Consider the following 23,693-nt stretch of genomic DNA (forward strand, 5'->3'; position numbering starts at 1 on the left):
GATGTAACGCTGGCTCAGCAGTACCCCTATAAGTTTCATTATTTAACCGTTGACGAGGGATTATCACATACCGACGCCAACGATGTTGCACAGGATAAACAGGGGTATATTTGGGTAGCCACTTTTTTCGGCCTGGATAGGTTTGACGGTTATTCGGTTAAAAAATTTTATAATACCAACACACCACTAAACAACGCCTTTAAAAACAGGCTGGTAACTATTTATCCTGATGACGATGGAAATATTTGGCTGGCCACAGAAGGCGGCCTGCAATGTTTTAACCCAAGCCTGGAAAAGTATACTGATTATACCGAGACAAAAAAAAACAGCAACACCAGTTTTCAAAAAATATTTAAACCCAGGGGTAACCTCATTTATATTTTTACCGGCAACCAGCTCAAAGTATTCCGGATTAACGGGACTAATATTGAGGAGCAAAATTTAGTTACCCCTCCCGGTGTACAGTTTTCCGATATGGTGCAAGACCATAAAGGCCAGCTTTACTTAACAAGTAATAAGGGTATGTGGGCGCTTGATAAAAACAACCGTTTAAAAAAGGTACCTATTGCAGGCCTTACAAATGAAAACATATCGCGGGTGTATTTTAACAATAACGATAGTCCGGTGCTATCTGCAGAAAACAAAATATTACTTGTAGAAACAAGACAGGGTGCTACAGGGCAGGTTTGGGCTGTAGGAAAACAATTGGCTTGCCCCAGCTTTATAAGAAATATTACCGAAGGCGAAAAAGGCGACTATTGGCTAAATATTGGCCCCAGCCTGCTCAGGGTTGACCACAACTTAAACCTGGTACAAACGGTGAGTGATAAAAACTCACCCCACGGCTTAAATTCGGGTTCATTAAGCAAGGTATTTGTTGACCGTACCGATTGCTTGTGGGTTTGTACATTTGGCGGAGGGTTAAATTATTGCGATTTAAATGAAAAGCCATTTTATACCATTCAGCATAACCCCGAAGTCGCCAATTCACTTGCGGGCAATCACATCCGGTCTGTAATGGCCGATGGCGATAACCTTTGGATAGGTACCACCGCCAACGGGCTTAACCTGTACAATTTAAAAACTCAAAAATTCACTTATTACAATACCAATAATTCTCGCTTAAGATTAAAAAGCGATGTTATTACGGCTTTAACAATTGATAGCGACCATAATTTATGGATAGGCAGCTCGGCAGGTATCGAAATATTAAGACCCAACGGTACCGAATTGTGGAAACCCAACGGATATCAAAACTTCCCCTCCCACGTAATAGATACCTTTGTTAAAGATTATTACGGCAATATTTGGTTTGGCAATCATCAGGACAAACACGGAGTTATATGGAAGGATGCTAAAAATATTTACCAGGTAAAATACTACGACGAGGGCTTTTTTATTTTTGCGGATAAAAGCACGCCGCAGCTCCTTGTATCCAGCACGCATGGGTTAAAGCGGGTACTAATTGACGCGCAGGGCAATATTAAACAAACGTTCATTTACAGGGCATCTGGACAGCCAAATTCTTTAAGCTCAGATTATACCTACCCTATCAGCAAACAAAATGACAGTACTTATTGGATAGGCACCATTGGCGGCGGGGTTAACAGGCTTGTTTTGTGCGCCGCTAACAACTCATATACCATAAAGCAATACTCAGGCAGTTACGGTATTTTTAACGATGTAGAGAGCCTTGAAATTGATAATGCCGGTAATATATGGATGGGGGGCAATGGGCTGGAGTGCCTTAATCCATCAACGGGCAAATTGATACGGTATGATAAAAACGACGGCCTGCAGGGTAATAGTTTCAAGGTAGGCTCATCATACAAAGGCCCCGATGGCCGTTTATATTTCGGCGGCATTAACGGACTCAATTATTTTTACCCGGACCAGATCAGGGCCAACAGCATTGCAGCTATGCCCGTTTTAACTGATATTTTGATCAACAATCAAAAGCCGGGTTATGGGTTAGATGATTCATCGCAAAACAATATAAACCAGGCTATCGGTTACGGCAAAAAACTAACGCTTAGCTACCTCCAAAACAATTTTGTTATCTTTTTTTCATCTATGCATTTTGCAAACCCGTTAAAATGCAAATATCGCTATAAACTGGTTGGCTTTGATAAAGACTGGCAATACACCGATGGTAAAAACCCAAGCGCGGCCTACAGCAACCTCGATTACAGCAATTTTAGATTTGTGGTGGAAGCCACAAATAATGACGGGGTATGGAGCAAAAGTGAGGCCGGCACAAACATCACCATCACCCCGCCCTGGTGGAAATCGGGCATGGCTAAAACCATTTATATCCTGCTTATCATATCGGCGCTGCTGGGAATTTATATTTACCAGGCTCGTTGGTACCGCCTTAAGCGTGAGGTTGAAATCCGCAAAGTAAACGAGGCTCAACGTGAGGAAATACACCTGCAACGTGAGGAACTTTACCAGCAGCAGCTAATGTTCTTCACAAATGTATCGCACGAGTTTCGTACACCACTAACTTTAATTTTAGGTCCGCTGGAAAGCTTGATAAGTCAGAATAAGAACAAGGCGCTTGATTATTCCTACCAGCTCATGTTCAGGAATGCCAAACGCCTCATGAACCTGATAAGCGAGCTGATGAACTTTAAAAAAGTTGCTGATAGTATTGTAAAGCTACAGGTGCAGCCGTTGGCAGTCAACCAATTTTGCAGGGACCTGGCCTGGGAATTTCAAAACCTGGCCGTTAATAAGGGGATAAATTTCGAACTTAACTACCATACCGATAGCCAGGACGCACTTGCACAAACCGGATACTTTGATGTGCAGGTACTGGAAAAGATATTGTTTAACCTTTTGAATAACTCGTTCAAATACACCAACGCCGGCGGGCGCGTTTCCTTCGAGATCTTTTTTGATATCGAACGGTTTACGCCATCCTTTAACACCGGCTTCGAATTGTTGGCCAGGGAACACCAGGCAAAAAAATACATTTTTTTTCGCGTAGCCGATACCGGCATAGGCATTTCCAGCGACTCTATCACCCGTATTTTTGACCGTTATTACCGTATCAGCAAAAATCACCTTGGCTCGGGGGTGGGCCTGGCACTGGTTAAAAGCCTTACACAGCTGCACAAGGGTAACATTTATGTTTACAGCGAGCGGTATAAAGGCACCGAAATAATTATAGGCATTCCCTGGGGCGAAGAAAATTACCTACCGTCAGAAAAAACAGCTTCCGGATTGGTAGAGACACAGCTGGAAGTTATTGATAATGCCATTCAATTGCCATTGCCAGAATATGAAAACGAAGGCATTGGAGTTCAAACTAAAAACCGCAAACACATTTTACTGGTAGAAGATAACCAGGAACTGCGTACCTTTTTAAAACAGGCTTTTGAAAAACACTACCAAATTTACGAGGCCGAAGATGGCCACTCCGGGATGGAATTAGCGGCCAAAAAAGTACCGGACATGATTATCAGCGATGTTATGATGCCGGGAATGAGCGGTATTGAGCTTTGTAAGGCCATCAAAGAAACCTTTGAAACCAGCCACATCCCTTTTATCATCCTATCGGCCAAGGATGCCTTAGATACCAAAATTGAGGGAATGGAATCGGGCGCCGACTTTTATTTTGCCAAACCTTTAAGCATCGATCTTTTGCTGCTTACCGTACACAATATTTTTGAACAGGGCGAAAAGCTCAAACAACGCTATACCAAGGATTACCTGGTAAAAGCCACCGAGCTTGTACACTCCGAAAAAGACAAGGAATTTTTTAATAAATTATTAAAGTTGATCGAGGACAACATCCAGGATTTGAATCTTGATGTCGATTTTTTATGCAGGCATTTGTATATAAGCCGCACTAAGCTCTATCAAAAAATAAAGGGAATATCTGACCAATCAGTTGGTGAATTTATCCGGACCATCCGGCTAAAAAAGGCTATCCAGATTATGACGCATGAGGACGTTGCTATGAATGAAGTAGCCGACAGGATTGGCCTGCAAAGCAATTCAAATTTTTCGCGGGCCTTTAAAAAGGAATACGGCAAATCGCCCTTGCAGTTTATGCAGGCTTTAAAAAAGAGCTAAGTACCTCATCTGGCATGTCAAAAAGCTCCAGGTAAATCGCGGCGTTCATACGCTCGACGGCTCATCACATCCAGCATTCACAAATCAATGTTATTAAAAACCAAAAACACTTCATAGGGTATTTGTACTATTCTACCCTCCGTACATCCACATTTACATACATACGTTGGCCGGCGCCGCTGTAAACCACACCTTTTAATGGTACTACGTCGGCAAAATCGCGACCGATGGCAGTACGGATATGCCGGTCGTTAACCAGCAGGTTATTGGTGGCGTCAAACTCCGTCCACCCGATGTCGGGAATGTATAATGCTATCCAGGCGTGCGAGGCATCGGAGCCAAACAGTTTTGATTTTCCTGGTGGCGGCAGCGTTTCGATATATCCGCTTACGTACCTGGCCGATAAGCCTATCGACCGTAAACAGGCCAGCGAGAAATGCGCAAAATCCTGGCAAACACCTTTTTTATGTAAAAAAACTTCTTCCAGCTTGGTAGTAACATCTGTAAAGCCGGGGGTGAAATCAAAATCATTAAATATGCGCGAGTTGAGATCAAGCATGGCTTCCATAATTGGCCTGCCGGGCGTGAATGATTTTAATGCATACTCCCTGATGCCCTGTATAAACACCACATGGTCCGATTCAAGGTAAAATTGTCTGATGTCACTTTCAGCATCGGTACTTTTCAGCCAGATCACCACGTTTTCCCAGGGTGTCGTATTTTGGGGCGCAGCGCTTATCCATACCGGCTCGGAAATTTTAACCTCGCTTTTTATCTCGACGGTTAACCGTTGATGAAACTCTTCTATCGAAAAATAGATGAATTTATTACTAAAAAAGTCTTCCCTGGTCACAACCAAATGTGGTACGGGGTGAATTTGGTAGTTCACCTTCTCCACCTCCTGAAAACTGTGGTTAACCGGCACCTGGTACACCAGGTTATGGCATAACGATGCCGGCAGCTGGTATTCATATTTGGTGATATGGGTTACCTGGTATTTCATAAGCTTTGGCTATTGTGAAAACACCTGTTAAAAAATGCCTTTGTATTAGCGGTTCTCATAATTCGGGTAGCGCGTTATTATTTTTTACAAAACTGTACTGGCTTTGTGTTGGGCTAAAATAGCTTTCAAATATAATGGTTGATGCCTGGCTCAATAAGGTAATCAGGTGGTGTAAAAAGCCGTTAAGCTCTTTTTTGCCAAAGCCATTGGCATTGGCCGATGGTACCATCTTGTTTACATCGCAAAGCCTGATCATGGTTAAGGCCTCCAGCAGTTTTTTGTGAGCAGGGCTAAGGCCGCCTTCTTTATGGTTATCTGGCAAGTGCGCCAGGTGCTCATCAATTTTAGCAATTAAAAACGCTACCGATTTTGGATTATCCTCGTTAACCAGCAGTAAATTGAGCACACCCGGCAATTGCAGCGTCGACCGGTATAGGTATCGATAGGTAACCAAACTCTCGTTGCACATCAGCACCAGTTCCATCAATTGCTTCTCCACCTCTGGTGTTACGTTGTTAGCCAACGCCGCCTGTAAAATGATGCATGTATTTAACGATGACTCTAAAAAACGGCCTATGTTAAGCAACCGCCAGCTGGATGCCCTGGTCATGTTATCGTTATTAAGGCCGATAAAAGCCATCAGCTTAATGATAAACTGATCGAGGTTATGGTAAATCTTGCGTAAATCATCGCCGTTTTCCTTCATCAACTCAAATTCTTCGGATATACTATCCAGAATCCTCCATGTATCGAGGCTTAAACGATCGCGTACGGCAAATCCGTTTGTTAAAAATGATTGCAAGGATTGCGCCAAAGTACCCGCCCTGCCTGTTTCAACAACCAGCGACAATAACTCCTTTTCGGGCTGCCGTAACCTGGTCTGATCGGCTGAGGCAAAACCGGGTAAAGTACCCGTTACCGCGCTTAATGTTTTAAGCAGTATTACCAGCGTCTGGTTGGTTTCGGGGTGAATTTCATCATCGCGCTCGTTGTAAATTTTAAGCACAATACGCATTAACCGCACGTTTATAACTGCCCTGTCAAGGTACCGGCCCAACCAAAACAAGCTCTCGCCGGTGCGGCTTGGCAAAATATTTTTTACCTGCCGCAATACCGGCTGATTAACGGCGGGCTTTGCCTGGCTCTGGGGCGATGGGCCCAGCACCCAGGTATCCTTACTGATACCACCCGATTGGTTAGAAATAATAAACTCGCCTTTTGTAGGAAAACTCCTTGATAAACCGCCCGGCATTACATGGTAAACCTCTTTATCCATATCGGCTACAATGTAACTCCTGAAAACGGCGTTGCAGGCTTCCAGGTTGTTGCCAATTAATGATGGCGTGGTGCTGAAACTTACTACCTCCTGCGCCACATATAAATAAGGCCGGGTGTTTATTTCGGTTCTCAAATCATCTGTCTGCTTTTTGCTCAGTTCGCTGCCGATGTATGGGCGGTTTTCGTTACTCCGGTAAATAGACCGGATAATAAGGAAGGGCAGGTTATCCAGCACATATTTTTTTTCTTTCTCGTGCCCGCACCACCAGGTGGCTACCGATGGTAATATCAGTTCTTCGTTTAACAGGTGTTTGCACAGGCGCGGCAGAAAAGCCATCAGGCCAGGGTTCTCCAATATGCGGCCGCCTAATGGGTTAATAATGGTCACCTTTTTTTGCCGCACGGCTTCCATCAACCCAACAACACCTAAGTGCGAATCGCCTAAAAACTCCAGCGGATCGCAAAATATATCGTCAACACGGCGTACAATAACGTCTACTTTCTCTAACCCTTTTAAGGTTTTTAGCCATACATAGCCATCGCTCACGGTTAAATCCTGCCCAAAAACAAGGGTAAAACCTAATGACGATGCCAGGTAGGCGTGCTCAAAATAAGTTTCGTTGGCCGTACCCGGCGATAAAAGCACCACCCTCGGGTTCTCTTTATTTTGTAAAGCGAGCCTTGTAAGCGTATTTTTTAATGTTTGATAATAAGACGAAATTTTACGCACCTGGTTTTCCCGGATCAAATCCGGGAAAACCCTGGTCATGGCGGCCCTGTTTTCCAGCGTATAGCCGGCACCCGATGGGGCGTCGGCACGGTCATGCAGTACCCACATTTTGCCCAGGGGGCCACGTACCAGATCGGCAGAGTATTGAATAAGCTGAAATTTGCCGGGTATTTTAATTTTATCGGCCTGCCTTAAAAAACCTTTATGGCTAAATACCAGCTCAAAGGGGATAAACCCCTCTTTAATCAGCCTGCGTTCGCCATAAATATCAGCTATGATCAGGTTAAGCAATTCAGCACGTTGTACTAAGCCTTTTTCAATGTTCTCCCATTCCTGCTGGCTAAATACCATTGGCACAGGGTCAAGCTTCCAGGGGCGGTTAATGCCGTCGGGATCGCTGTACACGTTATAAGTAACCCCATTATCGCGCAACTCCTGGCTAATTTCCCGGCTCCGCTGCTCCATTTTTTCAAGGCCCAGCTCGTCATAAGCATGGGCAAGCTTTTTCCAATGCTCACGCACTACGCCTTCGGGCGCGGCAAGCTCATCAAAAAAAGGTTTGGCAGTTTTACCGTTCCGCTCCAGGTAAGTTTCAATCATTTTCCAAATGTCTGATTTTTCTGCTATAAATTCTTGGCATTTTTATATCGCCTCAAATCCATGGTATACGGGTATTCCGGGCTAACAACTTCATTGGTGATGGTATATTGTGGTAATATATTCATTTTGGTAACAAACCTCCCTCCTGCTGTTTGCCGGGCAACAGCCGGCTCAACCAGGTTAACCGAATGGCCAAAATCAAAAAAGCGGGAAATTATGCGCGATTCGGCTTCATAGCTGTTTACCGGGAAGGTATCGTAGCTGCGGCCTCCCGGATGCGACACATGGTACTGGCATGCAGCCACTGATTTTTGCGTCCAGGTGTCAAACAAATCAAACACCAGCGGCGTATCTGTACCGATGGTTGGATGCAGTGCCGATGGCGGTTGCCAGGCCCTATAGCGAACCCCTGCAATATACTCGCCTTGTACACCTGTGCTTTTTAGCGGTATTTTTAAGCCGTTACATAAAAAGGTGTAGCGCGAATCGGTAAGGCCCGATATTTTAACCTGGATACGTTCCAGCGAAGAATCCACAAAACGCGATGTGCCGGTGCTTGACATTTCTTCTCCCAATACATGCCATGGCTCAATAGCCATCTTAATTTCGATATTGATGTCATCTACCTGCAACTCGCCCAGGAAAGGGAAACGGAAGCTAAAGAAAGGCTCAAACCACGAGATATCAAACCCATAACCTGCATCGCGCAGGCTATTTACCACCTCGGTCATATCTTTATAGCAATAGTGCGGCAGCAGGAAACGGTCGTGCAGTTCGGTTCCCCAACGTACCAGTTTATGGTTGTATGGGGTTTTCCAGAACCAGGCCAGTAACGTGCGGATCAGCAGGAACTGCACCATACTCATGCGGTAATGCGGTGGCATATCAAATCCCCTGAACTCCAGGATGCCTAAACGGCCGCTTGATGAATCGGGCGAGTAAAGCTTATCGATACAAAACTCCGAGCGGTGTGTATTGCCCGTGATATCTGTTAAAAAGTGACGGAAAATCCTATCAACCAGCCAAAAAGGAACTTCATTTTCGGACCGGTCGGGAACTTGCTGAAACGCTATTTCCAGTTCATAAAGCGTTTCCATCCTTCCCTCGTCAACCCGTGGCGCCTGGCTGGTGGGACCTATAAACTGGGTAGAGAACAGGTATGACAAGCAAGGGTGATGCTGCCAAAAGGTTATAAAACTGCGCAGAATATCGGGCCTGCGCAATAGCGGGCTATCAGAAGGCGTTTCGCCGCCCAGGGTTACGTGGTTACCTCCACCTGTCCCGGTATGCCTGCCGTCAATGTTGAATTTTTCTGTGGCCAGGCGAGATTCTGCTGCCTTTTTATACAGAACATCATAATTTTTTGCCAGTTCGCGCCAACTTGCCGCGGGGTGAATGTTCACCTCGATAACGCCGGGATCGGGCGTTATCATCATTTTGGTTACCCGATTGTCTGTCGGCGGATCGTAGCCTTCAATTAATACCGGCATCTTTAGCTTCTCTGCTGTACGCTCAACGGCATTCACCAGGTATAAATAATGCTCAAAATAACTGGTAGGCGGGAAAAATATAAACAGTTTGCCCTGCCGCACTTCAACCACCATCGCCGTTTTAAAAATGGTTTTGCTGTTATTGAATTTGGTGCCGGTTACTGGAATCAAATGATCGCCATCGGGCAAGGCATCCACATCGGCAAAAAGGCTTCTTTCCGGTAGCTCTTCCTGCTCTGCCGGGTCAAAATACTGCACCGAATCCAATGGCAGGCGCAAGCCAACCGGCGAATTACCCGGTACCAGGAACAGGTTTTGCCGCCTGAACGACCATTTACAACTTTGCCAGTTGCTTTGCTCCAGGTCCCATTTAATAGGCACCACATAGCCAACAGGCTCATTCAGGCCAGTATTCAGCAACTCGGCCAGTTTTTGCCGCTCCAGCGGAGATTTCAGGTCAACTTTCAGCGGATCGACATTGATGGGCGTTTTACTCTCTTCCCACAAAAAGTAAAAAGGGTCTTCGTAAGTTGGATTAATATTTTTAGGGTCGATGTGCAATTCTTTGGTAAGCAGCTTCATGAAGCCTTTGGCATCCTTAGGGCCAAGGCCGTAATCTTTCGACAGGTCGGCCATTAAGGTATCGTTGTTCCATAAAGGCACATTATCCTTACGCCAATAGCAGGCAAGTTTCCAGCGGGGCAGCGGCTCTCCTGGGTACCATTTGCCTTGCCCGTACTGCATTAACGCGCCTTCACCATACTCATTTTTAAGCTTGTGGAACAAGATATTGGATAAGCGGCGCTTATGCTCGCCATCGGCAGCCGAGTTCCACTCAGGTGCTTCATTATTATCTACCGATACAAAAGTTGGCTCGCCGCCCATGGTAAGGCGTACGTTGTTGGCGGCAAATTCCTCATCAATCTTATCGCCAAGGGCCATAATATCTTCCCATTGCTCGTCAGAAAATGGTTTGGTTACCCGTGGCTTTTCTTCAATACGGGTGATGGTATTTTCAAAATGAAACTCTGTTTCGATGGGGTCGTTTGTATCGCTGATGATACCACCACTAATTGGGGCTGCGCTCTGCGGATCAGGCGTACAGGCCAATGGGATATGTCCCTCGCCGGCAAATAATCCAGATGTCGGGTCAAGCCCTATCCAGCCAGCGCCAGGCAGGTAAACTTCTGTCCAGGCATGCAGGTCGGTAAAATCCTGCTCGGGGCCTGATGGGCCATCTAATGATTTAATGTCGGGCTTTAACTGCACCAGGTAACCCGATGCAAAACGCGCAGCCAAACCAAAATGCCTTAACAATTGTACAAACAACCACGCGGTATCACGGCATGAACCCGATTTAAGCTCCAGCGTTTCCTCGCAGGATTGTACGCCCGGCTCCATGCGGATATTGTAGGATATTTCAAGATAAAGCAGCCTGTTTAGGGTAACCAAAAAATCCTGGGTAACTGCATTTTTCTTCAGTAACTCGGCGGCTTTCTCTGTTAAATCCATTAACAGCGGGCCACGCTCGGTTATCTCCAGGTATGGCACCAGGTTCTTTTTTAATGAATCCTCATACTCAAAAGGATAGTGATTAGCATACTCCTCCACAAAAAAATCAAAAGGGTTTATCACCACCATATCGGCAATCACCTCTACATCAATCACAAATTCATTTACCTTCTCGGGGAAAACAATCCGGGCAAGGTAATTACCAAAGGGGTCCTGCTGCCAGTTTATAAAATGCTTTTCGGGTAATATTTTTAGCGAGTAGCCTTTAATCATGGTACGCGAGTGCGCAGCAGGCCGTAAACGGATAACTTGTGGCGAAAGCGTGATATGTTTATCGTACTTGTAACTTGTAAAATGACGAATTGCTACTTTTATTGACATCGGCTATGTTTTATGTTATAAACATAGCCTATTTACAGTAAAATATTCAACAAAACCGGCAATTATTTATAGATTTTTTAATATTTATAAAATTCAGTCCCACTGGTATCAATAACGCTGTTGGCTGCAGTTAAGCCGCGGCTGTAAGTTGTGTACTTATCGGGCGTCCTAATTCAAAAACACCTCGTCCATAAAAACCCAGGCTGGTTTGCCTTTTGCCGGGTGCCAGGCAGGGACACTTTTAAGCGGCCTGGCAACCAGTTTTATACAGGATATGGGCTGGCCGCTTTTCAATTTACAATCCAGGTTCATGATGCTGTAAGTATCTTTTTTAAGCGGCGCGGCAGGTGTAACACTCCCTAACAGTTTGAGATGAGATTGATCGGTGCCGCCCCACACCTCTACCTTCGCGGGCAAAAATATCTGAGGGCCAGTATTGCGCATCACGTTAATGTTAACGGTATGTAAATCGACTGGCTTATTAAACCACATCAGCAATTCCAGGTCTTTTTGTGAGGCCAGCCATTTGCCATCGCCAAAATTACCGCTGCCCAGTTCCTTATCTATCATTGTTTTGGCGCCCTCGCCTTTGTATTTACTATCGGGATAGGTTGAAAAACTGATGCTATCAGGGGTATAGGTTGATTTATAAATATTAAACTGAACCGTATCGCTGCCTATCCAACCGGCTTTAAATGCCCTGGCGCGAATTACCGTGCTTTGCGTAAATGAAACGCCTGGTTTATAGGATATAGCATGAATACTATCCGGCGCGCTACCATCGGTAGTATACCGGATATCGGTTCCTTTTATCGGGTTGCCGAGCTGTAACAGGTAACTTTGCTTAAATATTACCGCAGTGTTTTTTAACTGCGGACTGGTAAGTTTTAAAGGCTTGCCATCATCTTTAAAACCGGTTAATAGGGTAACGTGCTTATTTGCTTTTTGTAGTGGCGCAAGATCGGCGGTTTTAAGGCCTGTATCCCAGATGGCCAGTTCGGTAAGGCTCTTGATGGCTGCCAGTTGCTTTACATCGGCGGCGTTTAATTTTACGCCTGCCAGCGAGAGGCTTTTAAGCAACTTAAGCGAAGTCAGTTCTTTTAGCCCCGCGCCGGTAACATCGCTAAAATTGAGGTTAAGCCTGCGCAGGTTTTCAAATTGGGCTATTGTTTTCAAATCAGCGTCCTTCACCGGCATTTTATTCAGGTCGAGCGATACCACCTGTTTTTTAATGGGACTAAGCTCGTCAAGCGCCTTGATGTTGTAGGTGCTTTTGTTGTAAATATTAACGGCCAAAGCGGGCGATTCGTTAGCCAGTGAATAAATTACCCGGTAATTATTGTTTAGTTTTTTAATCTCCTTATCGTCGGCTGCCGAAAAATCGTATGTCTCCTCCGCGCTTTCGGCGGGCTTTAATAATGTTGCTGCAATCATCCGGAGCGAATCGGTTGCGGGCAGGTCAATAACTTTTTTCTTAAAGTCGGGCTTGTTTTTTACCCAAAGGTAAAGCAGTACTTTTTCTTCGTCGGTTAGCTGCGGCTTACCGGTAGGCGGCATGTGCTTCTTTTCAGTTTCGGGCATGTGTACCCGTTGCAGCAGCAGGCTCATAGCCGGATCGCCGGGAATAAAAAGTTTACCATTTTTGCCGCCTTTTAATAGTGCAGACTGGCTGGTGAGCATTAGTCCGCCTTTCATTTTATCGGCATTATGGCAGCTTTGGCATTTGATTTCAAAAATCGGCCTGATAACGTCCTGGTAAACAAAGGCCTTATCAAGGGGTACTTTATTTTTATCCTTATCCATTACCGGTCCTAAAACAAAATCGTCGCCGTGGGTAAGGTTTGCGCCAAAATGCCCGGCCACTATTAAACAGAAAACCGTAACCAAAGCCCCTGTTTTGGCCAGCGTAGCGGTGTATTTTGTTGTGTTACGAATAAGATAAACGCCGTAGCCTACAAACGCCACACTGACACCAAACCACTTATGCCATAACAAATTGCCTCCCTCGTAACCCGGCTCGCGCGACAACAGCAGGCCCATAATTACCGTTAACGACGATAAAAGCGCGCCCAGTACCAGTAAATAATTGGTAAAGTTTTGGTAAAACCTTTCGTTAACAAACCCGGCCCTGAACCGGAAAAACTCCAGCACCATAGCCAGCATCAATATTACGATAGGGAAATGCAAAATTAAGGGGTGCAACCGCCCAACCGGCTGTAACCATTGCGGCACAACCAGGCTATCGCCGGCTACCAGTAAAACTAAAATGAAAATATTAAGCGCAAACAACGCACCGTCTGCAAAACCTTTATGGCTGCTCTTCATACCAGCAACAATATTTTATTTATCAAAACCAAATAAGCTAAAACGTTTTAAATACATCGATAAAAGATGTCAGCAGTCAAATCTATCAAAACCGGATAAGCTAAAACGTTTTAAGCATATCACTAAAAAGATACCAGCCGTAAAAATCAAAATCCTGTTAATCCTGTAAAATCCTAAAATCGTGTTAAGTGATAATCCCCTTTACCACATTTCCGGCCACATCCGTCAGCCTGTACCTCCGGCCTAAGCTTTTAAACGTAAGCTTTTTATGATCGATACCTAACTGATTAAGCATGGTAGCATGAAAATCATGCACATGAACAGGATCTTTAACAATGTTATACCCAAAATCGTCCGATTCGCCGTAAACCATGCCCGGTTTAATACCACCGCCGGCCATCCACACACTAAAGCAGCGCGGGTGATGATCGCGCCCATAGTTTGCTTTCTCCAACTTGCCCTGGCTGTAATTGGTACGGCCAAATTCGCCGCCCCATATTACCAGGGTTTCATCCAGCAGGCCACGTTGTTTTAAATCGGTAACCAAAGCGGCCGAAGCCTGGTCTACGTCCTTAGCCTGCCCGGCCATTTCCTGTGGCAGGTTGCTATGCTGATCCCACCCCTGGTGATAAAGCTGCACAAAGCGAACGCCGTTTTCTGATAGCTTCCTGGCCAGCAAACAATTGGCCGCGTAAGTACCGGGAATCAAACATTCGGGGCCGTACATTTTAACGATGTCGTCCGATTCTTTGGATACATCCATAATTTCGGGCACGGCCGTTTGCATGCGGTAGGCCATTTCGTACTGCTGTATCTTGGTGTTTATCTCCGGATCGCCGAATTGTTTATAGTTGATATCATTTAAAGCAGCCAGGTTATCCAGCATTTTGCGGCGTTCGTGCCGGTTTAATCCTTCGGGATCGTTCAGGTACAATATCGGATTTTCGCCGCTACTGAATTGTACCCCCTGGTGAATAGAATCTAAAAATCCATTACTCCACAATTTGGAGTATACCCCTTGCCCGTTGCCTTTTCCCTTGGATAATAATACCGTAAAGGCCGGCAGGTTTTTATTCTCGCTGCCAAGGCCATAGCTTACCCACGAGCCCATACTGGGGCGGTTACCCTGCTGTGCACCGGTCTGGAAAAAAGTAAGCGCAGGATCGTGGTTGATGGCATCGGTGTTCATCGAGCGAATGATACAGATATCATCGGCAATTTTGCCTATATGCGGGAACAGGTCGCTCACCCATGCCCCCGATTCACCGTATTGTTTAAAATCGTAAAATGAACCTACCAGCGGGAACGATGACTGCTTAGCAGTCATCCCGGTGAGTATCTGGTTACCGCGTACCGATGCTGGCAGCTCCTGCCCCATCATCTCGCGCAATTTGGGCTTATAATCAAATGATTCCAGTTGCGAAGGTGCGCCGTCCTGGAAAAGATAGATCACCCTTTTGGCTTTAGGCGCAAAGTTGGGGATACCCGGTACAAAATCCGCTTCGGCATCCGCACCGCTGCCACTAAAAAGATCGGGAATAAGTAATGATCCTAACGCAACACTCCCTATCCCCAGGCTTAACCTGGAGAGGAACTTGCGCCGGTTTATATTGAGCCTGCTCTCTAAAAATTCTTTCTCCATATCAGGTTTTTGTTATCGCTTCTTCTACATTGTACATAGCATCAACCACTTTCATCATAGCTGCCAATGTTACTTTATCAAGGTTAGCAGGTATCGGGTATTCGCCAACGCTTAACAGCTTTTGGGCATCAGCTTTGTTCATCCCTTTCAGCTCATCGTTATAATACGCTGTAAGTATAGCCAGTTCTTTTTCCTGCGGATGGCGGCACATAATCAGCCGGAACGCTTTGGTTATTTTATCCTGCATACGGCTGTTATCCTGCAATAACTTTGCGGCCAAAACACGGGATGCCTCCAGTACGGCAGGGTCATTAAGCATCACCAAAGCCTGTAAGGGCGTATTGGTGCGCAGTCGTTTTACTTCGCACTGATCGCGGTTGCTGGCATCAAAAATACCCAGCGAGGCTGGCGGCACAGTACGTTTGATAAGTGTATACATACCCCTGCGATAAAGATTGGGGCCATGAACCTGTTTATAGCTGGCCAGCTGCCCGCGGCCGGATGTCGCGTTTTCCCACAAGCCGGGCGGCTGGTACGGGTTAACACTTGGGCCGCCAATGGTATGGTTAAGTAAACCACTGCTGGCCAAAACCAAATCGCGCACAAACTCGGCAGGCAAGCGGCTACGGGGGCCGCGCGCCAGCCAGGTATTTTCAGGATCGTCCTTTAACTTTTCGGGGCTGATTACGGCTGATTGCCTGTAGGTAGCCGACATAACAATTTGTTTTACCAGCCGTTTGATATCCCAGCCATGATCCCTGAAATCAACAGCAAGCCAATCCAATAATTCGGGATGCGAAGGCAAATCGCCTTGCATGCCAAAATCGCCCGAGCTTTTTACAATGCCTTTGCCAAAAAACTCCTGCCAAACCTGGTTTACAAATACCCTTGCCGCAAGCGGGTTGTTTTTATTAAACAGCCATTCGGCCAAACCGAGGCGATTTTTAGGATAGTTCGCGGTAAATGGTAATATAGCCTTGGGCGTACCCGGCTCAACAACATCACCATGAGCGTCGTAATTGCCGCGTTTGAGGATATAGGTTGGCCGTACTTTATCGCTATCGGTCATGATAGATACAATAAGTTTATCCGTATCCTGCTTATTGATAAACTTCATCACCTTTTTAGCTTCATCGTTACTTATTTGCATCAATGGCCGCTTGGCATAAGTTTCGGGACCGCCTACAACCGACTCGATGCCTACTTCTTTTACATTATTAAAAAAGGCAAACATTTGGTAATAATCTTTTTGCGAAAACGGATCATATTTATGATCGTGGCAATGGGCGCACTCCAACGTAACCCCAAGCAGCGCTTTGCCGAAGGTGTTGGTACGATCTGTTACGTAGCTTACCCGATACTCTTCATCAATTACGCCACCTTCTTCGGTAATTTTGTGGTTGCGGTTAAAACCTGTTGCCAGCAATTGCTCGGTGGTGGCATTAGGCAGCTGGTCGCCGGCTATTTGCCAGGTAATGAATTTATCGTAGGGCAGGTTTTCATTAAAGGCATGAATTACCCAATCTCGCCAGGGCCACTGGCTGCGGTAATTATCGTCCTGGTAACCGTGCGAATCTGCGTAACGGGCTACATCCAGCCAATGCAGGGTCATTTTTTCGCCGTACTGCGGGGTTGCTATTAACTGGTCGACTACCTTTTGGTAAGCGTTGGCGCTGTTATCGGCCAAAAAGTTATCCATCATTTGCAATGTTGGCGGCAAGCCTGTCAAGTCAAGTGATACGCGTTTTAGCAAACGTTCTTTATCGGCTTCGGGGTTAGGATCAAAACCCTTTTGCTCCATTTTTTGAAGCACAAAATTATCTATCGGATTTTTTGGCCAGGCGGTATTTTGCACCTGCGGAACCGCATAAGAACGCGGTGGTACAAAAGCCCAATGTTTTTCATAGCGGGCGCCTTGTTTAATCCACTGCTTAATCAGGTCGATTTCAAAAGGTGTTAATTTTTTGAGGTTGGACGAGGGCGGGGGCATTTGCTCGGAAGTATCTTTGGTTGAAATGCGCCTGTAAACTTCAGACATCACGGGATCGCCGGCAACAAGCGCATGGGCTGTTGGGTTATCTTTCAGCGCTTTAAAGGCGCTTTCGGGAATATCAAGCCTTAAATCAGCCTGGCGGTGTGCAGCGTCGGGCCCGTGGCATTTAAAACATTTGTCAGATAATATAGGGCGGATGTTAAAGTTATAGCTGATGGTATCGGGCATTTGCTCCGCATCTGTTTTACCAGCCCGGTTGCAGGCATCCAGGGTATACAAAACACAGGCGGCTATTACAAGCCACACTAAATACAACTTCCGGAACATCAGTCTACTAATTGGTTAATTAAGAAATTAAAGTTATTAATTTCAATCGTAATCTGCAATTTGATTTCCGGGCCGTTGGTAACATTTCAACTACAGTAATTAACACAAAAAAAAACGGGCCTGACAATAATGCCAGGCCCGTTTTTTCTTGTGTCTTGATTCTTATTGTTTAACCGGGGTAGTATCCGGCGCTTTACCTATCAAATCCATAAATTGATCGAGTTTTGGCGTGATAATAATTTGTGTACGCCTGTTTTGGTTTTTGCCAGCCTGGGTACCATTATCGGCAATGGGGTTATACTCGCCCCTTCCACCGGCAGTTAAACGCTTAGGATCTACATTATAGGTGGTTTGCAAAGCCTGTACTACAGACGAGGCCCTTAAAGCACTTAAATCCCAGTTGTTACGGATGTTTGTTTGTTTAATTGGTACATTATCGGTGTTACCTTCAATCAACACATCGTAGGTTGAATAATCCGTAATGATTTTAGCAATCTTGGCCAACGACGATCCTGCTTTATCAGAAATTTCATAGCTCCCAGATTTATATAACATATTATCAGACAAGGAGATATACACAACACCTTTAAGCACCTGTACATCTACCCCCTGGGCTTCTTCCTTACTCAAAGAACGGGTAAGGTTATTAGTTAACACCATATTAAGTGAGTCGCTTTTGTTTTTGGTAGCCACCAGGTATTGGATGTATTTGTTGGAAGCATTTATTTCATCAACCAGCTTTGAAATGTTTGCACCACCCTGGTTATTGCCAGCCAAACATTTATTCAAAGCGTCCTTGAGCGAAWTGTTATTCGACCTCTCGGAAGCCAGCTGTTCTTCAAGGCTGGTGATTCGCCCGTTTGATACGGCCAGTGCCTGCTCGCTTCTTTGATATTTTACACTTAAGTCTTGTGTGCTATTTTGCAATTGCGTGTAATTGCCCTCCAGTTCCTTGTATTTTTTGCTGCTAACGCAACTTTGGGTCACGGTTGCTACAATAAGTACCAACGGTATTAAATGGTAAATTTTCATATCTGTTATTGTTTAATAGCCTGCTATAGTTTATTTATAGTCAGCATAGCATCTACAACAAAATTTTGAGTAAAAAGTTTACAATGCAAAATTTATGAGGGCAGCAATTTTAAAAAAGGTTTTTGTTTAACTTTAAAATTCACTCAACTTTTCCACTTTCAAAAAAACCGAAGGATCACTACTCTGTCATCTGACTACTGTGTGGGCGGATAAGGAATAATCTTTTATATTTGGTTATGCCAAATTATACCCCACCCGTTACCGGGAAATACATCGACCCTTTAGTGGATTTCGCTTWCAAAAAAATATTCGGCAGTGAGCCTAATAAAGACCTGCTGACCGCTTTTTTAAATGAAGTATTCAGAGGACGGAAGCATATTGTAGACTTAATTTACAATAAAAACGAATACCCAGGCGATTTAAAAGATGAAGGATCGGCCATATTTGATCTGCTTTGCACGGGAGATAGCGGTGAACATTTTATAATTGAGGTTCAGCGGGCAAAACAGGGGTATTTTAAGGAAAGGGCCTTATTTTATACTTCCCGCCTTATAAGCGACCAGGCGCCAAAAGGCAGACGGAGTGCCTGGGGTTATAAGATTACCGAAGTATATTTAATAGCCTTGTTAGAAGATTTTACATTGGAAGATAGCCCGGCAAATAGCTATCTGCATGATATTTGCTTATGCAACAGGGATACCGGTGAAATTTTTTACGATAAACTGGGTTATACCTATGTAGAATTGAGTAAATTTGTTAAAACGGAAACCGAACTGGAAACCGATTTAGATAAATGGCTCCATGTATTAAAAAACATGAGCCGGATGGAAAAAATTCCGGTTTATCTTCGGAAACCCATATTTGAGAAATTGTTCAGTATTGCAGAATATACAAACCTGACAAAGGAGGAGAAAACGATGTACGATAGCAGCTTAAAATACAAATGGGATAATAAAAATGTGATTGATTATGCCCGACAGGAAGGTATGGAAAAAGGCATGGTAAAAGGTATAGAAAAAGGCAAACGTGAAGAAGCCTTGGATATTGCCCGTGAAATGAAAATGGACGGTTTGCCATTGGCCCAAATTTCAAAATTTACTAAACTTTCTGCTGAAGAAATAGAAAAACTTTAAATACTCCCATCTTAACAGGGATCAATACTTTTGTCAGATTTGGAGGCTATTAGCTGCGCCCATTCAAATTAGATTACTTTAGTAATCGGCAAATTTCTGCTTATGCAAAGTCATATCCTTACCAACAATCGTGCTTAATTTTTTCGGGCAAAAAAACGATTATCGCTTCTGTTGAAAAAGGGGCACCCAACCAACATTGYTAATTAATTGAGGAAGATGAAGAAAGATGGAGAAATTTATCTCACGGTATGAAAAGTAGTTGTTTAAGGGGCTGGATAGCGGTATTGTTGCTCATGGCAACAGCAGGCTGTGGTTTGGTAAGGTCAATGGGTAAAAGTCCGCAGGGAGAAGAGCTTGCCCGTTTGGATACTTTGTCTAATTACAAAAACGGGAGTTTTGAAAACGTAGCCGAGCGTTCCGACTCCACTATCAAGCGTAAATTTCTTTTCCTGCACAGCCGCCCTAAAACCATTCGCCCTTCTCACGCATTGCCCTGGGTTAAAACTAATTTGAATACACTGGCCGCGCCAGCGCCAACCATCGTATGGTTTGGGCATTCCTCTCTGCTCATCAAAACCGGGCAGGGTAATGTACTTATTGATCCTATTTTTAGCAACCATGCAGGGCCAGTACCTGGATTAATTACCGCATTTGCCGGCACGATGAATTACCATGCTGAGGATATGCCGCCAATTGATGTGCTGATCATTTCCCATGACCACTATGATCATTTGGATTACCGCACCCTGAAAAAATTAAAAGATAAAATCAAAATGGCTGTAGTGCCCATGGGCGTTGGCTCGGATTTGGTTTACTGGGGATTTGATCCCAAAAAGATCACCGAACTGAATTGGGGCCAATCTGTCACGCTGCCTGGTGGCCTCCAGGTTACCGCTACCCCGGCGCAGCACCGCAGCAACCGCTCATATACACAAGAAAATAAAACGCTTTGGGCATCATACGTGATACAGGCGGGCCATTACCGGTTGTTTTACAGCGGCGATAGCGGCTATGGGCCACACTTCAAAAAAATAGGCCAGCAGTATGGCCCCTTCGACCTGGCGCTGATGGAATGCGGGCAATACAGCCCGAATTGGCCATGGACACATCTGCTGCTGGGGCAAACCGCCCAGGCGGCCGTTGACCTGCAGGCTTGTTTGATACAGCCCATCCACTGGGGTAAGTTTGTGGAAGCTAACCATCCCTGGAACGAACCTATTGAAAAGTTGCTGCCAGCTGCTGAAAAGCTGGGAGTTGAGGTAAACGTTCCGCGTATCGGTGAGCCTTATACGTTGGGTGATCCGCTCAGGACCAAAATATGGTGGGATTTTAAATAAATTATTGGGCCGATTGCCTAACGTGCAGCCTATGGCCCGCCTGTAATATTGTCAACGTTTTTGGTAAACTGACTTGATGAAAATGAATCACACAAGCGTATGGCACCCGGATACACACCCTTTTGCAAACACCTGAACTTTGCCGCTAGAGAGTTTAAACCGGGGAATGTGTATTTGAAATGCCACATGCCTGCGTGATACGGAATAAAATTAGTCAACGTTAAATGTAACGCCTGTTAGCTCTTCAGTCAATTTCCATAACCTTTTGGCACCGGCCTCATCCAGAGAATACGGTTTTACACCATTTGATATTGAAGGATTGATGGCCAACTCAGCAACGTCAACATCTTCAAGATAAACGCCACCTATTTGGTTTATCAGCGGGCTTGTGGCAGCCCATATGGTTGTTGCCGCCCCTTGTGGAATAGTTTTTAACGATTCAATAACTTCCTGCACAGGGTTTCCTTTATCATCCAAAAAACCAAATTGTTGTAGAATTTCTATGGGGGCTTCCCGGGTTAATTCTGTTCCCCAAATACTACCGGGATGTATCGAATATACATTTACGCCGAATGGTTTTGCACGATTGTCCAATTCAACTGAAAACAGGTTGACAGCGGTTTTTGATTGTCCGTAAGCCTGCAAGGTTTCATAATCACGCTGTTCAAAATTCGGATCGTCGAAATTGAAAGGCGCAAAATGGTGGCCCAGGGATGATACATTGACCACCCTTGCGCCATCGGCCATTTTTAACGCCCCCCACAACCCGGCAGTAAGCCGAAACACAGACAAATAATTGGTAGCGAGCTGTGATTCGTTTCCTTTGGCATCACGGCGTAATGGCACAAACATAATCCCGGCGTTATTAATGAGCAAGTGTAACAGGCGACCCGAAGCCATAAACTTTTCGGCAAAGGCGTCGACAGATCCAGGATTGATTAAATCCAATTCTTCTATCTCAACATTTGTAACTCCCTTCAAGTTTTCCTTAGCTTTTTCTACATTCCTTGCGGGTACAATAACCGTTGCCCCTGCTTTTGATAGCGTTTTAACCGTTTCTAAACCAATGCCTGTACTACCGCCTGTAACAATGGCGATTTTCCCTGTAAGGTTAATTCCTCTGATTACATCAGTTGTAGTTGAAGCGGCGTTAAACCCAGAACCTATTGTTTGCTGTAACGCGCCGTTATAATTATTCTTTTTCATGTTGATGTTTTCTTGATGAACGGTGAATTTGTTATTTCATCAGGCTAATGTTGGTAAGGCCTCCGTCTGAAAGAATTTCAGTACCAACGATAAAAGAAGAGTCGTCAGAGGCGAGAAAAACAGCTGCATTTCCAATGTCTGCCGGTAATCCTTGTCGGCCCACAGGTGTAATATCTATCCAGATTTGTTTCACCTGCTCCAATTGTGCCTCAGGTACTATTTTGCCAAATACCGGCGTATCAATTGAGCCGGGCGAGAGCGTATTCACCCTGATTTTACGCTCTAACAAATCGAGCGACAATCCCTTGGCCAAAGATATCATGGCCGCCTTTGCCGCACCGTAGATAGTCATTCCCGGTGCTGCGCGGTGTGCAGCACTTGATCCGATCAGGATGATGGAAGCGCCATTATTTAAATAAGGAAGCGCTTTTTGTACAGTGAAATAGGCGCTTTTTAAATTCAAATCCATGTAACGGTCATAATTTTCTTCCGTTGCCTCGTTTATAGTGGTCAATGGCATACCATCAACTACGCCTCCCGCATTAACAACCACCGTATCAATTTTGCCGAACCTATCAAAGGTTTCTTTAAAAACCTGTTCCAGGTCTTCCATCTTTGTTACATCGCCTTTGATGCCCATAAAACCCGTTCCAAGTTCCTTAACGCACTGGTCGAGTGTTTCCTGGTTTCTTCCTGTGATGGTGCCCACTGCACCTTCATTCCTGAATGCTTCGGCAATGCCAAAGCCAATGCCGCTATTACCGCCGGTTACTACGGCTACTTTATTTTTTAACTTGTTCATTTTTTGTTCAATTTTAATTTGATAAAAATTTAAATACCGTAAATACCGCCCGAAACAGCAATCTTTTCTCCGGTGATCCATGCTGAGTCATCAGAAGCAAGAAAGACGGCCACTTTTGCAATGTCTTCGGGTTGACCTGTACGACCAAGAGGTGTGTTGGCAACCAATTTTGCTTCAAAATCGCTACCGATAAAACCAGCACTATGCGAACCTTCTGTTTCGACAACGCCGGGCAAAATAGAATTGATGCGAATATTTTTACCGCTAAATTCTTTGGACAAGGCGACGGTAACAGCATCTAAAGCCGCTTTGGTTGCAGAATACACCGAGCCAGTAGCCAAGGGCGTATTGCTGGCGCCCAAACTGATGTTAATGATGTTCCCACCTTTATCGCCAAACAGCTTTACAGCTTCGCGAATGGCCAGTAAAGATCCTAATACATTAATATGGAAATGCTGTTGGATAGATTCGGCAGATACCTGTTCGATAGGTGCATAATGATAAATGCCAGCATTGTTTACCAGGATATCCAACAAGCCGAAAGCGTTTTTCGTTTCGTGAAACAACCTTATCACATCAGCTTCTTTCGATACATCGGCCTGCACCGAAATTGCCGTACCGCCATTATCGGTTATGGATTTTACAACTTTATCTGCATCTTCCCGGCTTGAAGCATAATTTACAACAACCTTTGCCCCTTCGGCCGCAAGGTATTTAGCGATTGATGCACCTATCCCTTTTGATGCACCGGTAACTATCGCCACTTTGTTTTTTAGTTTACTCATTTTTCTTTATTGATTGAATATTGAGCAGCAAAGT

At 44.9% G+C, this 23,693-nt stretch carries 13 protein-coding genes; 3 read left to right on the forward strand and 10 right to left on the reverse strand.

From position 1 onward, the window contains the following. The coding region (locus tag AC1DV1_RS12195; RefSeq protein ID WP_477359347.1) for a hybrid sensor histidine kinase/response regulator transcription factor at positions 1-4,083 on the forward strand (4,083 nt) is incomplete at its 5' end. Positions 4,084-4,210: 127 nt separating this feature from the next. On the opposite strand, the gene AC1DV1_RS12200 is transcribed toward AC1DV1_RS12195, so the two are convergent. The 7 genes from AC1DV1_RS12200 to AC1DV1_RS12230 form a co-directional block, all read right to left on the reverse strand. Further along, on the reverse strand, positions 4,211-5,086 hold the full coding sequence (locus tag AC1DV1_RS12200; RefSeq protein ID WP_477359350.1) for a transglutaminase family protein: 876 nt from the start codon (positions 5,084-5,086) through the stop codon (positions 4,211-4,213). A 55-nt stretch (positions 5,087-5,141) separates the two neighbouring features. Next, on the reverse strand, positions 5,142-7,694 hold the full coding sequence (locus tag AC1DV1_RS12205; protein WP_477359353.1) for a circularly permuted type 2 ATP-grasp protein: 2,553 nt from the start codon (positions 7,692-7,694) through the stop codon (positions 5,142-5,144). 23 nt (positions 7,695-7,717) lie between these two features. Beyond that, on the reverse strand, positions 7,718-11,077 hold the full coding sequence (locus tag AC1DV1_RS12210; RefSeq protein ID WP_477359356.1) for a transglutaminase family protein: 3,360 nt from the start codon (positions 11,075-11,077) through the stop codon (positions 7,718-7,720). 168 nt (positions 11,078-11,245) lie between these two features. After that, entirely contained in the window at positions 11,246-13,402 is a 2,157-nt protein-coding gene (locus AC1DV1_RS12215) for a c-type cytochrome domain-containing protein (protein ID WP_477359359.1), read from the reverse strand. A gap of 184 nt (positions 13,403-13,586) precedes the next feature. Continuing rightward, positions 13,587-15,044 (reverse strand): DUF1501 domain-containing protein, encoded by a 1,458-nt coding sequence (locus AC1DV1_RS12220; RefSeq protein ID WP_477359362.1) that lies wholly within the window; start codon positions 15,042-15,044, stop codon positions 13,587-13,589. 1 nt (position 15,045) lies between these two features. After that, on the reverse strand, positions 15,046-17,364 hold the full coding sequence (locus AC1DV1_RS12225; protein WP_477359365.1) for a PSD1 and planctomycete cytochrome C domain-containing protein: 2,319 nt from the start codon (positions 17,362-17,364) through the stop codon (positions 15,046-15,048). Positions 17,365-17,526: 162 nt separating this feature from the next. Then, positions 17,527-18,396: an OmpA/MotB family protein gene (locus AC1DV1_RS12230; protein ID WP_477359368.1), complete on the reverse strand. Its 870-nt coding sequence runs from the start codon at positions 18,394-18,396 to the stop codon at positions 17,527-17,529. A 236-nt stretch (positions 18,397-18,632) separates the two neighbouring features. On the opposite strand from AC1DV1_RS12230, the gene AC1DV1_RS12235 reads away from it, so the two are divergent. Both AC1DV1_RS12235 and AC1DV1_RS12240 read left to right on the forward strand, forming a co-directional pair. Beyond that, positions 18,633-19,529, forward strand: a complete 897-nt coding sequence (locus tag AC1DV1_RS12235) for an Rpn family recombination-promoting nuclease/putative transposase (RefSeq protein WP_477359371.1) — start codon at positions 18,633-18,635, stop codon at positions 19,527-19,529. A gap of 248 nt (positions 19,530-19,777) precedes the next feature. Continuing rightward, the gene (locus AC1DV1_RS12240) at positions 19,778-20,866 is read left to right on the forward strand and encodes an MBL fold metallo-hydrolase (RefSeq protein WP_477359374.1); all 1,089 of its coding nucleotides are present in this window, start codon (positions 19,778-19,780) and stop codon (positions 20,864-20,866) included. A 210-nt stretch (positions 20,867-21,076) separates the two neighbouring features. Here AC1DV1_RS12240 and AC1DV1_RS12245 read toward each other — a convergent pair whose 3' ends face one another. The 3 genes from AC1DV1_RS12245 to AC1DV1_RS12255 are packed head-to-tail and all read right to left on the reverse strand — an operon-like array spanning position 21,077 to position 23,659. Beyond that, the gene (locus tag AC1DV1_RS12245; RefSeq protein ID WP_477359377.1) at positions 21,077-22,072 is read right to left on the reverse strand and encodes an SDR family NAD(P)-dependent oxidoreductase; all 996 of its coding nucleotides are present in this window, start codon (positions 22,070-22,072) and stop codon (positions 21,077-21,079) included. A 31-nt stretch (positions 22,073-22,103) separates the two neighbouring features. After that, complete coding sequence (locus AC1DV1_RS12250; RefSeq protein ID WP_477359380.1) at positions 22,104-22,874, reverse strand: SDR family oxidoreductase; 771 nt, start codon at positions 22,872-22,874, stop codon at positions 22,104-22,106. A 29-nt stretch (positions 22,875-22,903) separates the two neighbouring features. After that, the gene (locus tag AC1DV1_RS12255) at positions 22,904-23,659 is read right to left on the reverse strand and encodes an SDR family NAD(P)-dependent oxidoreductase (RefSeq protein ID WP_477359383.1); all 756 of its coding nucleotides are present in this window, start codon (positions 23,657-23,659) and stop codon (positions 22,904-22,906) included. Between the last annotated feature and the right edge of the window lie 34 nt (positions 23,660-23,693).

The organism is Mucilaginibacter sp. P4_D1, assembly GCF_056401935.1.